A 13,523-nucleotide genomic window follows, 5' to 3' on the forward strand; every position below is an offset into this window, starting at 1 on the left:
CAGCGCAGAGAAAGTCTATTATAAAGAGCAAGTTTTATTAAAACGTTATCTGCAACGCACCATCCCATGGTTGATTGGTACCAAGCAGAGGCATTGGTAATTCATTTAAGTGCCATGTTGGGTATGTTACTGTTTGAAATATACTTTCGTAATTAGAACGCATTGGTGAGTCAAATAAATGTTCACCATAGTGAGCTTCCAGAATGATATGAATTGCAGCAACAGAGTTTATGAGCATTTCAAGAGTGGCGCGACTTTTATTACTACCTCTGTCATGTTTTACGGCATTATATGAATCATACCAGTTTAAACTTCGTGTTGGTTGTGTAGGTGACCAGTTAGCAAATGGCTGAAACGAGCCAAGGTCAGGGAACATTTTAAGTTTTACAGAGTACTGTTCGAGTTTCAAATAAGGTAGTGTTTTAACGTAATCATTCATAGTCATTCGTGCTGAATTGGTGTAGTTATTATCAAGTAAGGTTTTCTTGAGAAGGTATTCGACCTCGGTGCAGCCAATGATCAAGCCTTCTCTTATTTTATTTCCATATGTTGTCAGGTTTTGTTGTTCAGGTTCAATAAAGTCGAAGAGACTCGTTAATAAATTATATATACTATGGAAGGACCTTATCTCATCGAGCTTTGCACTGCGATTGTAAATTTCAGTGGTGCAGTTTTTGGTGTTGTAGTAAAGCCCTCTAATTGATCTTTTATAAAACTTACCTGGGTTAGTGTTAGGTATTAATTTTGTAATATCTCTGTTTTGCATTGAGTCATGCCACAGAATAATGCTCAATAACCTTTCTGTTGGGTCAGTATTGGTTAACCAACCTAAAGTATCAGGTGACCTATTTTCATAGTCCTGACGATTGCTCAAAACTCCTTCTAATAGTTCAAAGTCATCGAATATTCCTGCGTTTATTAATATGTAATATCTATCATTTGTAGTGTCCATCCTAAAAAAACCATATTTACCACTCGCACACTCAAAAACATAGTTGCTCATAGAATTTCCTCCTTTTTTTAGATTTCAGTATTTCATTGTGTCATACGAGAAACAAGTAGCTTGTTTCGCATTGCAATTAGTAAGTTGCCACTCTTAACACATGAACGCACAACTAACCGAAATCATGCGCCTTATCACCAACCTGATCCGCACCGGCACCGTAACCGAAGTGGACCGGGAAAACTGGCTGTGCCGGGTGAGGGTGGGCGAGCTTGAAACCAACTGGATTAACTGGCTGACACTGCGCGCAGGCGGTGCCCGTACATGGTGGTGCCCGTCGCCGGATGAGCAGGTGGTGGTGCTGAGTATGGGCGGCAATCTGGAAACCGCTTTTGCCTTACCTGCGATCTATTCCAACCAGTTCGCGCCGCCGTCGGACTCAGTGGACGGCTGCGTAACGGAATATCCGGACGGTGGCTGGTTTGAATATGAACCCGCGACCGGCCGCTGGCATGTGCGGGGTATCAAATCCATGGTGATCGAGGCTGCAGATAACATAACCCTGAAAACGGGGGAATTTGTGGTGGAAGCAAGCAACACGCGCATAAACAGCGAGGTGGTAATCAATGGTGGCGTCACCCAGGGCGGCGGCGCCATGAGTTCTAACGGGATAGTAGTTGATAAACACGGTCATACCGGCGTTGAGTCCGGCGGTGATACATCGGGAGGACCGGTATGACGCTTTATATCGGCATGAGTCAGGGCAACGGCAGGACCATTACCGACACGGACCACCTGCGCCAGTCGGTCCGGGATATTCTGCTGACTCCACAGGGGAGCCGCATTGCCCGGCGGGAATACGGCTCGCTTCTGTCTGAACTGATAGACCAGCCGCAGAACCCGGCGCTGCGCCTGCAGGTTATGTCTGCGGTCTATGTGGCTCTGAGTCGCTGGGAGCCACGGCTTACCCTGGATTCCATCACCATAAACAGCAGTTTTGATGGTTCGATGGTGGTTGAGCTTACCGGGCAGCGTGATAACGGCGCACCGGTTTCACTTTCGGTATCAACAGGAGCAGACAATGGCAGTCATTGACCTTTCCCAGCTGCCCGCCCCGCAGATAGTGGATGTGCCGGATTTTGAAACGCTGTTAAACGAACGGAAAGCTGCGTTTGTAGCCCTTTATCCGGCAGACGAGCAGGACGCGGTAAGGCGCACGCTTGAGCTGGAGTCTGAACCTGTAACCAAGCTCCTGCAGGAAAATGCGTATCGTGAAATCCTCCTGCGCCAGCGCATTAACGAGGCCGCGCAGGCGGTCATGGTGGCTTATGCCATTGGCGGCGACCTCGATCAGATGGCGGCCAACTACAACGTGAAACGGCTGACGGTTACACCTGGGGATAACGACGCGGTGCCGCCGGTCGCAGCGGTAATGGAAAGTGATGAGGCGCTGCGCCTGCGTGTTCCTGCTGCATTTGAGGGGCTGTCCGTTGCGGGGCCGACGGCGGCCTACGAGTTTCACGCTAAAAGCGCTGACGGGCGAGTGGCTGACGCCAGCGCAACCAGCCCGGCACCGGCGGAGGTGGTGCTTACCGTGCTGAGCCGTGAGGGCGACGGAACGGCAGCGGCGGATCTGCTGGCGGTGGTTGAACAGGCGCTTAACAGTGAGAACGTGCGGCCGGTTGCTGACCGTCTGACGGTGCGCAGCGCTGAAATTATTCCGTACAGCGTGGATGCGACGATTTTTCTTTACCCAGGGCCAGAAGCTGAGCCGGTGATGGAGGCGGCAAAAGCCAGCCTGCAGAAATATATCGCCAGCCAGACGAGGCTGGGGCGTGATATTCGCCGCAGTGCTATTTATGCCGCGCTGCATGTTGAAGGTGTGCAGCGTGTTGAGCTGGCCTCGCCGCTCGCTGATGTGGTGCTGGATAAGACACAAGCCGCTTCATGTACGGAATGGAGCGTAACCAACGGGGGGACGGATGAATAGTCTGCTTCCTCCTGGTTCATCGCCGCTTGAGCGCCGCCTGGCGCAGACCTGCAGCGGAATTTCCGATCTGCAGGTGCCGCTGCGCGATTTATGGAACCCGGCAACATGCCCGGTCAAGTTTCTGCCGTATCTGGCGTGGGCCTTTTCGGTTGATCGCTGGGACGAAGGATGGGCGGAGAGCGTGAAGCGCCGCGTGGTGCAGGATGCGTTCTATATCCATCAGCACAAGGGCACAACCAGCGCTGTGCGGCGTGTGGTGGAGCCGTTCGGCTTTCTGATCCGCATCATTGAATGGTGGCAGACCGGTGAGGCGCCGGGCACGTTTCGCCTGGATATTGGAGTGCAGGACCAGGGCATAACAGAGGAAACCTATCTGGAGCTGGAGCGCCTGATCGGTGACGCCAAACCCTGCAGCAGGCATCTGATCGGCATGTCCATAAATCTGCAGACGAGCGGACCCAAATTTGTGGGGGCTGCCACTTACAGCGGCGAAGAAATCACGATTTACCCGTATATCAACGAAACCATCATTTCCGGTGGTTCTGCCTACGAGGGCGGGGCGGTCCATGTTATTGACACAATGAGAGTGAACCCATGAGCGCAAAATTTTATACCCTGCTGACGGATATCGGCGCGGCGAAACTGGCAAGCGCCGCCGCGCTCGGTGTGCCGTTGAAAATTACCCAGATGGCGGTGGGCGACGGTGGCGGCGTGTTACCAACGCCCAGCGCGCAGCAGACAGCGCTGGTTGCTGAAAAGCGCCGTGCGGCATTGAATATGCTGTATATCGATCCGCAGAACAGCAGCCAGATTATTGCTGAGCAGGTGATCCCCGAAACTGAGGGCGGTTGGTGGATTCGTGAGGTCGGTCTGTTCGATGAAACCGGCGCGCTGATTGCCGTCGGCAATTGCCCTGAGAGCTACAAGCCGCAGCTGGCGGAGGGGAGCGGACGCACGCAGACCGTGCGCATGGTGCTGATTACCAGCAGTACCGATAATATCACCCTGAAAATTGACCCCGCAGTGGTGCTGGCAACCCGCAAATACGTGGATGACAAGGTGCTGGAGTTGAAGGTGTATGTGGATGATTTGATGGCAAAGCATACCGCCGCCAGCGATCCCCATACGCAGTATGCGCCGAAAGCCAGTCCGACATTCACCGGCACGCCAAAAGCGCCGACGGCTGAGGCAGGCAATAATTCCACGCAGCTTGCAACCACGGCCTTTGTGCAGGTAGCGATTGCGGCACTGGTGGACTCATCGCCTGGCGCGCTGGATACGCTGAACGAACTGGCTAAAGCACTAGGCAACGATCCGAACTTTGCCACCACCATGACCAATGCGCTTGCCGGGAAAATGGATAAATCAGCTAATGGCGCAGATATTGCAGATATTTCCGCGTTTCTGAATAACCTTGGTCTGGGGGCAGGCTCCGCTTTGCCAGTTGGTGTGCCTGTTCCATGGCCTCTTACTACAGCTCCCGCTGGCTGGCTGAAGTGCAATGGTGCAGCCTTTACTGCTGCGCAGTATCCGAAGCTGGCACAGGCGTATCCGGGGCTAAAACTTCCTGATTTGCGCGGCGTGTTTATTCGCGGCTGGGACGATGGGCGGGGGCTGGATAGTGGCCGCGCTATTCTATCGTATGCTGCTGATAAGTTGAGGAAGCACACACACGCGTTATTGTTTGGTAATGGTGACGGGGGCGAAACTCCTGCTGTTCATGAATCTTATCGTAAGAGTTCAGCGACCGTTTATTTTGCTTATTCGGGGAGCAGTGGCGTGTATTTATCCGATGAGGGCCAGAACGAAACCGCGCCATGCAACGTGGCATTTAACTACATCGTGAGGGCCGCATAATGCAAAGCGCAGTTATAGAAAATGGATTTGCCGTCGTGGCTGGTGAGGTTGTTGTGTTTAATTATGACAGTCTGACGCGGGTTTATTTCTCACAAACAACGGAGTTTATTCCGGTGGGCGTCAGCATTCCTGCAAATGCGTGTACGGACAAGCCACTGGCAGCAAAAAAAGGTTATGTTGTCTGCCGGAACAGTCAACTGACCGGATGGGAGTATCTGGCGGATCATCGCGGTGAAACCGTCTGGAATATCAGAACCGGGGCGGAGCAGCAAATTACCGTGCCGGGCGATTATCCTGCTGATACCACTATATACCCGCCATCGACACCATATGATAAGTGGAACGGTGAGCGATGGGTAACAGATGAGGCGGCGAAAGCAGCTGCAGTAATTGCCGAAGCTACAGCAACAAAAGCAGAACTCATTAAAAGCGCCGCTGCCAAAATCGAACCCCTGCAGGATGCTGTTGATCTAGATATGGCAACAGATGAAGAAAAGAGCCGCTATGATGCCTGGCGAAAATACCGCGTATTGCTGACGCGCGTGGATACATCGCAGGCCCCCGATATTAACTGGCCTGAACCTCCCGAAGATTAATCCCATCCCCGCAACTGCGGGGATTTTTTTACCCCTTCCATTGTGTCATTCCCTATACATAGCCTGGCGCGTGCGCCGCGTGCATATCAACCAGAACATAGGCACACCCCCTGTAAACCGGAGAGACTGCCATATGGCTCAGGATTACCACCACGGGGTGCGCGTTGTTGAAATCAACGAGGGCACCCGACCTATCACCACGGTGAGCACCGCCATCGTGGGCATGGTCTGCACCGGCGATGATGCTGATGCGTCCATGTTTCCCCTCAATAAGCCTGTTCTGCTGACCGACGTGCTGACCGCCAGCGGTAAAGCAGGCGAATCTGGCACGTTGGCCCGCTCGCTGGATGCAATTGCCGACCAGGCTAAACCCGTGACCGTAGTTGTGCGCGTTGCACAGGGTGAAACCGAAGCGGAGACAACCTCTAACATTATTGGCGGTGTGACAGCCGACGGTAAAAAAACAGGCATTAAAGCGCTGTTATCTGCGCAGTCCCAGCTCGGCGTTAAGCCGCGCATTCTGGGTGTGCCAGGGCACGATACGCAGGCGGTAGCTACTGAGCTGTTGAGCGTGGCGCAGAGTCTGCGCGGGTTTGCTTATCTGTCCGCCTACGGCTGCAAAACGGTGGAGGAGGCTATTGCCTATCGCGCTAATTTCAGCCAGCGCGAGGGGATGCTTATCTGGCCTGATTTCATCAGTTTTGACACCGTGCTGAATGCAGACGCGACGGCTTACGCCTCAGCCCGCGCGCTTGGCCTGCGTGCCAAAATTGACGAGCAGACCGGCTGGCACAAATCGCTGTCCAACGTGGGCGTGAATGGCGTCACCGGCATTTCTGCTGATGTGTTCTGGGATTTGCAGGACCCTGCAACCGATGCGGGGCTGCTGAACCAGAACGATGTCACCACGCTGATCCGCAAAGACGGTTTCCGCTTCTGGGGCTCCCGCTGCCTCAGTGACGATCCTCTATTTGCCTTTGAAAACTACACCCGCACCGCGCAGGTACTGGCTGACACAATCGCCGAAGCGCACATGTGGACGGTGGATGGCGTGCTTAACCCGTCGCTGGCCCGCGACATTATCGAAGGTATTCGCGCCAAACTGCGCAACCTGAAAACGCAGGGCTACATCATCGGCGCCGACTGCTGGCTGGATGAGTCCGTAAACGATAAAGATTCCCTGAAAGCCGGGAAACTCACTATCGATTACGACTATACGCCGGTACCGCCTCTGGAAAACCTGATGCTGCGCCAGCGCATCACCGATCAGTATCTGCTGGATTTCTCCAGCCAGGTCAGCGCGTAAGGGGACAATATGGCTTTACCACGCAAGTTAAAACACCTGAACCTGTTTAACGACGGGAATAACTATCAGGGGATCGTTGAGTCTCTGACCCTGCCAAAATTCGGCCGCAAGTTTGAAAAGTATCGCGGCGGCGGTATGCCCGGTTCGGCGGATGTTGATCTGGGGCTGGATGATGGCGCGCTGGACACGGAATTTTCAATCGGTGGCACCGAACTGCTGTTATTCAAGCAGATGGGTAAAGCCACCGTTGACGGCATCCAGCTGCGTTTCACCGGCTCTATTCAGCGTGACGATACCGGCGAAGTGCAGGCCGTTGAGCTGGTTGTGCGCGGGCGACATAAAGAAGTCGATTCCGGCGAATGGAAAACCGGCGAGAGCAACACCACAAAAGTCAGCAGCACCAACAGCTACGCGAAGCTGACCATTAACGGCGAGGTGCTCTATGAGGTTGATGTGATCAACATGATTGAAATCGTTGATGGCGTGGACCTGATGGAAGAACACCGCAACGCCCTGGGCCTCTGATCTACTTTAAAGGCGCGGGCAGCCGCGCCAGTACTTTATTAACAGGAAATGACAATGAGCGAACAACAGACTGAAAAAACCGTACAGCTGGACACCCCAATCAAACGCGGTAAAACCGAAATTGCCGAAATTGTGCTGCGCAAGCCGCAGTCCGGCGCGCTGCGTGGCACCCGTCTGCAGGCGATCATGGATATGGACGTCGGCGCGATGATGACGATTATTCCCCGCATCTCCACGCCCGCGCTGACCGCTCAGGAAATGGCTGAAATGGACCCCGCCGATCTCACCGCGCTGTCGGTTGAGGTGGTCACTTTTTTGTTGAGGAAATCGGTGCTTGCCGGTTTGCCGACAGCCTGACGGTAGAAGACCTGGTGGCTGATATCGCCACCATTTTTCACTGGCCGCCGTCCGTCACTGACGTTATGCCGCTGACCGAAGTGCTGGAGTGGCGGCATAAAGCTATTCAGAGAAGCGGGGCCAGCGATGAGTGACACTAACCTGCGTTTGCAGGTAATTCTAAATGCGGTTGATAAGCTCACCCGCCCATTCCGATCAGCGCAGGCCAGTTCTAAAGAGCTGGCTACCGCCATTCAGCAAAGCCGCGCAAGATTAAAAGAACTGGACGCCCGGGCGGGCCGTATTGACGGTTTCCGCAAGGCAAGCGCGCAGCTGGCCGTCACCGGCAACAGTCTTAAGGCCGCACGCGAAGAAGCGGCGAAACTTGCCACGCAGTTCTCGGCCACAAACCGGCCGACGGCGGCGCAGGCGCGTCTGCTGGAGCAGGCAAAAAACCGCGTTAACGAGCTGCAGAGCAAATACAACGGCCTGCGTCAGTCGGTGCAGCGTCAGCGTCTTGCGCTCAATGAGGCCGGGCTGGACACCAAAAAGCTGAGCAGTGCGCAGCGGGAGCTGCGGCAGAATGCCGACGAAACCCGGCAGGCGATGGACCGACAGCAGAAATCCCTTAAGCGCCTGGGCGAGCAGCAGGCCCGTATGAACGCCGTACGCGATCAGTATTCGCGGCGCCTTGAGGTGCGGGATCGTATCGCGGGCGCCGGAGCAACAACTACTGCCGCCGGGCTGGCGATGGGCGCGCCGGTGATGGCAGCCGTTAAAAGCTATGCCAGCATGGAAGATGCGATGAAAGGCGTTGCAAAGCAGGTCAACGGGCTGCGGGACGACAACGGCAATCGCACAAAACAGTTTTACGATATGCAGGATGCCATCAAGGCTGCCAGTGAACAGCTGCCGATGGAGAATGGCGCCATCGACTATGCCGCGCTGGTTGAAGGTGGCGCCCGCATGGGCGTGACAAACCAGAACGATTCTTACGAAGACCAGAAGCGTGACCTGCTGGCCTTTGCATCCACTGCAGCAAAGGCCGCAACGGCATTCGAGCTGCCCTCTGATGAGCTGGCGGAGGGGCTGGGGAAAATCGCGCAGCTGTATAAAGTGCCGACCCGTAATATTGAACAGCTGGGCGATGCCCTGAACTACCTGGACGATAACGCCATGGCTAAGGGCGGCGATATCATCAATGTGCTGCAGCGCATGGGGGGTGTGGCCGACCGGCTTGATTTCCGCAAGGCGGCCGCGCTGGGTTCCACCTTCCTGTCTCTGGGTGCCGCGCCTGAAATTGCCGCCAGCGCATCAAATGCGATGGTGCGCGAACTGTCGATTGCGACCATGCAGAGCAAGCGGTTCATGGAAGGTATGGATCTGCTGAAACTCAATCCAGAAGAGATTGAAAAGCAGATGACAAAGGACGCAATGGGGACCATTCAGCGCGTGCTGGAAAAGGTCAACAAGCTGCCGCAGGATAAACGCCTGTCCGCCATGACGATGATATTTGGTAAGGAGTTTGGCGACGATGCGGCGAAGCTTGCAAACAACCTGCCGGAGCTGCAGCGACAGCTGAAACTCACCTCAGGCACTGAGGCTAACGGCTCCATGCAGAAAGAATCCGATATCAATAAGGATTCACTTTCCGCGCAGTGGTTGCTTGTTAAAACGGGCGCGCAGAACGCTTTCAGTAGCCTGGGTGAAACCCTACGCCAGCCGCTGATGGATATCATGGGGTACGTCAAAAGCGTTACCGGGGCACTGCGTCGATGGGTTGAGGCTAACCCGCAGCTGGCGGGCACGCTGATGAAAGTGGCTGCAGCCACAGCTGCGATCACCGTTGTGCTCGGCACGCTGGCGGTGGCCGTGGCTGCCGTGCTGGGGCCGCTGGCGGTGATCCGTTTTGGCCTGTCCGTGCTGGGTGTAAAAACACTCCCCTCCGTTATGTCTGCAGTGACCCGCACCGGCGGCGCGCTGTCCTGGCTGGCAAATGCGCCGCTTTCCCTGTTGCGCCGTGGCCTGGCTGCATCCGGCAGCAGCGCCGGATTGCTGGTGTCTCCCCTTAACGCCCTGCGCCGTTCTGCCGGGCTGGCTGGCAATGCGCTGAAAGCGCTGGCCGGTGCGCCGCTTGCTGTCCTTCGCGGCGGAATGTCTGGTATTCGCTACATTATCGGCATGGTAATGAATCCGCTGGCCGCGCTGCGCGGGGGGTTATCCGCAGCGGGTGGCGTGCTGCGTTTTCTGGCGTCCGGCCCGCTGGCCCTCCTTCGCGTTGCGCTGTACGGGATTTCTGGATTGCTGGGCGCCCTGCTTAGTCCGATAGGGCTCGTTGTGGCGGCGCTGGCTGGCGTGGCGCTGGTTGTCTGGAAATACTGGCAGCCGATAAGCGCATTTTTAGGCGGAGTGGTTGAAGGATTCAAAGCTGCAGCTGCGCCTGTCAGTGCGGCGTTTGAGCCACTGCAGCCTGTTTTCCAGTGGATAGGTGACAAGGTCCAGGCATTGTGGGGCTGGTTTACTGATCTGCTGACGCCGGTTAAATCCACCTCTGCAGAGCTGCAAAGCGCGGCGTCGATGGGGCGGCAGTTTGGGGAGGCGCTGGCGGCAGGGCTGAACATGGTCATGCACCCGCTGGATTCGCTTAAATCGGGCGTGTCCTGGCTGCTTGAAAAACTTGGCATTGTCAGCAAGGAAGCGGCCAAAGCGAAGCTTCCTGAGCAGGTCACGCGGCAGCAACCAGCCACGGTAAACACAGACGGTAAAGTGGTGCTGCCGCCTGGCGGATTCCCGCCGATGGGTTTTGCTGGCATGTACGACAGCGGCGGTACCATTCCGCGCGGCCAGTTCGGCATCGTGGGTGAGAATGGCCCAGAGATCGTAAACGGGCCCGCCAATGTCACCGGCAGGAAACGGACTGCTGATCTGGCGAGGGTGGCGGCAACGCTCAATCCTTCCCGGACGGAACCGGCCAGCGCTAAACAATATCCTGAACGCGCGATAGTTCTGCCGCCTGATAGTGTGAACGGTCCGGCAAATCTTCCGGTAATCAATCGTACTACTGAGCTGGTGAAACTGGCGGCAACGGTAAGCCCGGTTCGTGATGTAACAGCCAGCCCGGAGCAACGGCCTGAAAGCAGGTTGATGCTGCCGCCTGAGATTGTTAACGCCCCGGTAAATCGTCCTGGTCGGGATCGTGCTGCGGAGCTGGCTGATATCGCTGCGGCTGTCATGCCAGCACCGGCCATTACGGAAATCACGGATAACAGGGCTGACCCGATGGCTATGCGCCAGAAGGTGTTCGCTTCCGTGGTCGCAGGCGTAATGGGCCTGGCGGCTGCCTCGGCAGAAGCCGCGCCAATTCATCCGTACAGTGTACCTGTCAGGACGCAACCGACGCCGTCGGCGAAGGCAGAAAGACCGCCGCAGGTCATTAAGTACGAGATAAGCGCGCCAATTCATATTGTCGCCCAGCCAGGGCAAAGCGCGCAGGATATCGCCCGAGAGGTGGCCCGGCAGCTTGATGAGCGAGAGCGCAGGGCCAGGGCAAAAACACGCAGTAATTTCAGTGATCGAGGGGGTTACGAATAATGATGATGGTGCTGGGGTTGTACGTATTCATGCTGCGAACCGTACCCTATCAGGAGCTGCAGTATCAGCGCAGCTGGCGGCACGCAGCTAACAGCCGGGTAAACCGGCGCCCGACAACGCAGTTTCTTGGGCCGGATAACGATTCGCTTACGCTGTCCGGCGTTCTGCTGCCGGAGATTACCGGCGGCAGGTTGTCTTTGCTGGCGCTGGAGCAGATGGCGGAGCTGGGGAAAGCCTGGCCCTTGATTGAGGGGAGCGGGACGATTTACGGCATGTTTGTGATCGAGAGTCTGAGCCAGACAAAAACAGAATTTTTTGAGAGCGGTATGCCCCGGCGCATCGAATTTTTGCTGAGCCTGAAACGGGTGAATGAATCGCTGTCTGATATGTTTGGCAGCCTCAGCGATCAGCTCAGTAATTTGCAGGACTCCGCCACCTCTGCGATAGGCAATATGAAAAATACGGTTGGGGGGTTACTGCAGTGAATTTCAGCTCTGATCTCCTGAACCTGAACAGCATAACCCCCGGTTTCAGCATCACCATTGAAGGTAAAGATGTGACTACCGTGCTGGATGCGCGCCTGATGAGTCTGACGCTGACGGATAACCGGGGCTTTGAAGCGGACCAGCTTGATCTGGAACTGGACGACTCGGACGGGCAAATCGTTCTACCGCGTCGGGGGGCCATTATTCAGTTTGCGCTGGGGTGGAAAGGTCAGCCGCTTTTTCCGAAAGGGGGGTTTACTGTCGATGAGATTGAGCACAGCGGCGCGCCTGACCGTCTCACAATCCGCGCGCGTAGTGCAGATTTCCGTGAAACCCTGAATACGCGGCGTGAAAAGTCCTGGCACCAGACAACGGTGGGCGATGTTGTGAAGGAAATCGCGGGCAGGCATAAATTAAAGATGGCGCTGGGAAAGGACCTGATGGACAAGCCTGTGGAACATCTTGACCAGACCAACGAGAGCGATGCGAGTTTCCTGATGAAGCTGGCGCGACAGTATGGGGCGATAGCCTCAGTTAAGGACGGCAATCTGTTGTTTATCCGCCAGGGGCAGGGCAGAACGGCAAGCGGTAAGCCGCTGCCGGTTATCACCATCACCCGCCAGGCTGGTGACGGTCATCGTTTTACCCTGGCCGATCGCGATGCCTATACGGGGGTAATTGCCAGCTGGCTCCATACCCGTGAGCCAAAGAAAAAAGAGACAGCAAAGGTTAAGCGCCGTCGAAAGAAAACCACCGCGGCAAAGGAGCCAGAAGCAAAACAGGGAGATTACCTGGTTGGGACGGATGAAAACGTGCTGGTACTCAACAGAACTTATGCAAACCGCAGCAATGCAGAGCGAGCGGCAAAGATGCAGTGGGAGCGCCTGCAACGCGGGGTAGCAACATTCTCCCTGCAGCTCGCAGAGGGAAGGGCTGATCTGTATACCGAAATGCCGGTGAAGGTGAGCGGCTTTAAACAGCCCATTGATGATGCCGAATGGACCATTACCACCCTGACGCATAGTGTCAGTGCAGATAATGGTTTCACTACGACTCTGGAGCTTGAAGTTAAGATTGATGATCTTGAAATGGAGTAATGGGTTCTCAAAATTGAATAATGATGTATCATTATTGTGATTTTGGCAAAAGTGGTGGGATAACCGGAATGATGAATTGTCCAGAGTGCGGCCAGGCAGCACATACAAGAAGCAGTTTTCAGGTATCAGCAACAACCAAAGAACGTTACAACCAGTGCCAAAATATCAACTGCGGTTGTACTTTTGTCACGCACGAAACATTTGTTAGGCATATCATAAAGCCTAATGTGATTTCTTCTGCGCCCCCACATCCGGGAAAAGATGGGCAAGGGCACATGAATTTTTAAAAAGAACCCGCTTTCAAAGCGGGTTTTTTTGTCGCCAGTCCAAAAGCCTGTCGCCATTTTGCCGCCATTGGAATAGAAAAAGGGGCTACGTTTTCACGTAACCCCTTGTTTTATTTGGTGGAGCTGGCGGGAGTTGAACCCGCGTCCGAAATTTCTACATCCTCGGTACTACATGCTTAGTTTGTCTTTACATTCGCACGCCAGCTGCGGACAGACACGCCACTAACGAACTAGCCTGATTAGTTTTAACGCTTCAACCCCAGGCAGGGCTTCCACGCGATCTCTTTTGGGTTTGACCTCTCTTTGATCCCCGTCTTAAGAGCGGAAGCTAGGGAGAGAGGGCTCAGAGCAGGTTATTAAGCTGCTAAAGCGTAGTTTTCGTCGTTTGCGACTATTTTTTTGCGGCTTTTAACGAGGCAAACCGCCCCTCGGCATGCACCTTGGGTTTCGCAAATCCCGTCGAATCCAGAATCAGCCCCAATAGTGTTGAACTAAGTATACCAGATTTCA

Annotated in this window: 15 protein-coding genes and 1 other RNA gene; 14 read left to right on the plus strand and 2 right to left on the minus strand. The window is 55.0% G+C overall.

All coding sequences use genetic code 11. The annotated features are described in order from the left end of the window. Nucleotides 1-37: 37 nt before the first annotated feature. Complete coding sequence (locus tag IM291_RS15115) at nucleotides 38-1,003, minus strand: hypothetical protein (RefSeq protein WP_192987207.1); 966 nt, start codon at nucleotides 1,001-1,003, stop codon at nucleotides 38-40. Nucleotides 1,004-1,103: 100 nt separating this feature from the next. Between IM291_RS15115 and IM291_RS15120 the strand changes: the two genes are divergently transcribed. The 14 genes from IM291_RS15120 (at nucleotide 1,104) to IM291_RS15185 (ending at nucleotide 13,013) form a co-directional block, all read left to right on the plus strand. After that, on the plus strand, nucleotides 1,104-1,682 hold the full coding sequence (locus IM291_RS15120) for a phage baseplate assembly protein V (RefSeq protein ID WP_192987209.1): 579 nt from the start codon (nucleotides 1,104-1,106) through the stop codon (nucleotides 1,680-1,682). After that, complete coding sequence (locus tag IM291_RS15125; protein WP_033487477.1) at nucleotides 1,679-2,038, plus strand: GPW/gp25 family protein; 360 nt, start codon at nucleotides 1,679-1,681, stop codon at nucleotides 2,036-2,038. The genes IM291_RS15120 and IM291_RS15125 overlap by 4 nt, the downstream gene beginning before the upstream one ends. Further along, the gene (locus tag IM291_RS15130; protein ID WP_192987211.1) at nucleotides 2,025-2,933 is read left to right on the plus strand and encodes a baseplate assembly protein; all 909 of its coding nucleotides are present in this window, start codon (nucleotides 2,025-2,027) and stop codon (nucleotides 2,931-2,933) included. The genes IM291_RS15125 and IM291_RS15130 overlap by 14 nt, the downstream gene beginning before the upstream one ends. Beyond that, a complete protein-coding gene (locus tag IM291_RS15135) occupies nucleotides 2,926-3,531 on the plus strand; it encodes a phage tail protein I (RefSeq protein WP_192987213.1) in 606 nt (201 codons plus the stop codon). Before IM291_RS15130 ends, IM291_RS15135 begins: the two co-directional genes overlap by 8 nt. Beyond that, a complete protein-coding gene (locus IM291_RS15140; protein ID WP_163330154.1) occupies nucleotides 3,528-4,790 on the plus strand; it encodes a phage tail protein in 1,263 nt (420 codons plus the stop codon). Before IM291_RS15135 ends, IM291_RS15140 begins: the two co-directional genes overlap by 4 nt. After that, nucleotides 4,790-5,386 carry a tail fiber assembly protein gene (locus IM291_RS15145; protein WP_192987216.1) on the plus strand — a complete coding sequence of 199 codons (597 nt, stop codon included), beginning with the start codon at nucleotides 4,790-4,792 and terminating at the stop codon, nucleotides 5,384-5,386. Before IM291_RS15140 ends, IM291_RS15145 begins: the two co-directional genes overlap by 1 nt. Before the next feature lie 133 nt (nucleotides 5,387-5,519). Next, entirely contained in the window at nucleotides 5,520-6,692 is a 1,173-nt protein-coding gene (locus IM291_RS15150) for a phage tail sheath protein (protein ID WP_192987217.1), read from the plus strand. A gap of 9 nt (nucleotides 6,693-6,701) precedes the next feature. Continuing rightward, nucleotides 6,702-7,217, plus strand: a complete 516-nt coding sequence (locus tag IM291_RS15155; RefSeq protein WP_007848874.1) for a phage major tail tube protein — start codon at nucleotides 6,702-6,704, stop codon at nucleotides 7,215-7,217. 54 nt (nucleotides 7,218-7,271) lie between these two features. After that, complete coding sequence (locus tag IM291_RS15160) at nucleotides 7,272-7,574, plus strand: phage tail assembly protein (RefSeq protein WP_076728903.1); 303 nt, start codon at nucleotides 7,272-7,274, stop codon at nucleotides 7,572-7,574. Nucleotides 7,575-7,588: 14 nt separating this feature from the next. Further along, complete coding sequence (locus IM291_RS15165) at nucleotides 7,589-7,708, plus strand: GpE family phage tail protein (protein WP_007848878.1); 120 nt, start codon at nucleotides 7,589-7,591, stop codon at nucleotides 7,706-7,708. After that, the gene (locus IM291_RS15170) at nucleotides 7,701-11,144 is read left to right on the plus strand and encodes a phage tail tape measure protein (RefSeq protein ID WP_192987219.1); all 3,444 of its coding nucleotides are present in this window, start codon (nucleotides 7,701-7,703) and stop codon (nucleotides 11,142-11,144) included. The genes IM291_RS15165 and IM291_RS15170 overlap by 8 nt, the downstream gene beginning before the upstream one ends. After that, nucleotides 11,144-11,629 (plus strand): phage tail protein, encoded by a 486-nt coding sequence (locus IM291_RS15175; RefSeq protein WP_192987220.1) that lies wholly within the window; start codon nucleotides 11,144-11,146, stop codon nucleotides 11,627-11,629. Before IM291_RS15170 ends, IM291_RS15175 begins: the two co-directional genes overlap by 1 nt. After that, the gene (locus tag IM291_RS15180) at nucleotides 11,626-12,726 is read left to right on the plus strand and encodes a phage late control D family protein (protein ID WP_192987222.1); all 1,101 of its coding nucleotides are present in this window, start codon (nucleotides 11,626-11,628) and stop codon (nucleotides 12,724-12,726) included. Before IM291_RS15175 ends, IM291_RS15180 begins: the two co-directional genes overlap by 4 nt. A 68-nt stretch (nucleotides 12,727-12,794) precedes the next feature. After that, entirely contained in the window at nucleotides 12,795-13,013 is a 219-nt protein-coding gene (locus IM291_RS15185) for an ogr/Delta-like zinc finger family protein (protein ID WP_045334934.1), read from the plus strand. A gap of 115 nt (nucleotides 13,014-13,128) precedes the next feature. On the opposite strand, the gene ssrA is transcribed toward IM291_RS15185, so the two are convergent. Further along, nucleotides 13,129-13,492, minus strand: a transfer-messenger RNA (tmRNA) gene (gene ssrA / locus IM291_RS15190). Nucleotides 13,493-13,523: the final 31 nt, after the last annotated feature.

Source organism: Enterobacter cloacae complex sp. P27C, from assembly GCF_014895705.1.
Taxonomy (GTDB): domain Bacteria; phylum Pseudomonadota; class Gammaproteobacteria; order Enterobacterales; family Enterobacteriaceae; genus Enterobacter; species Enterobacter bugandensis.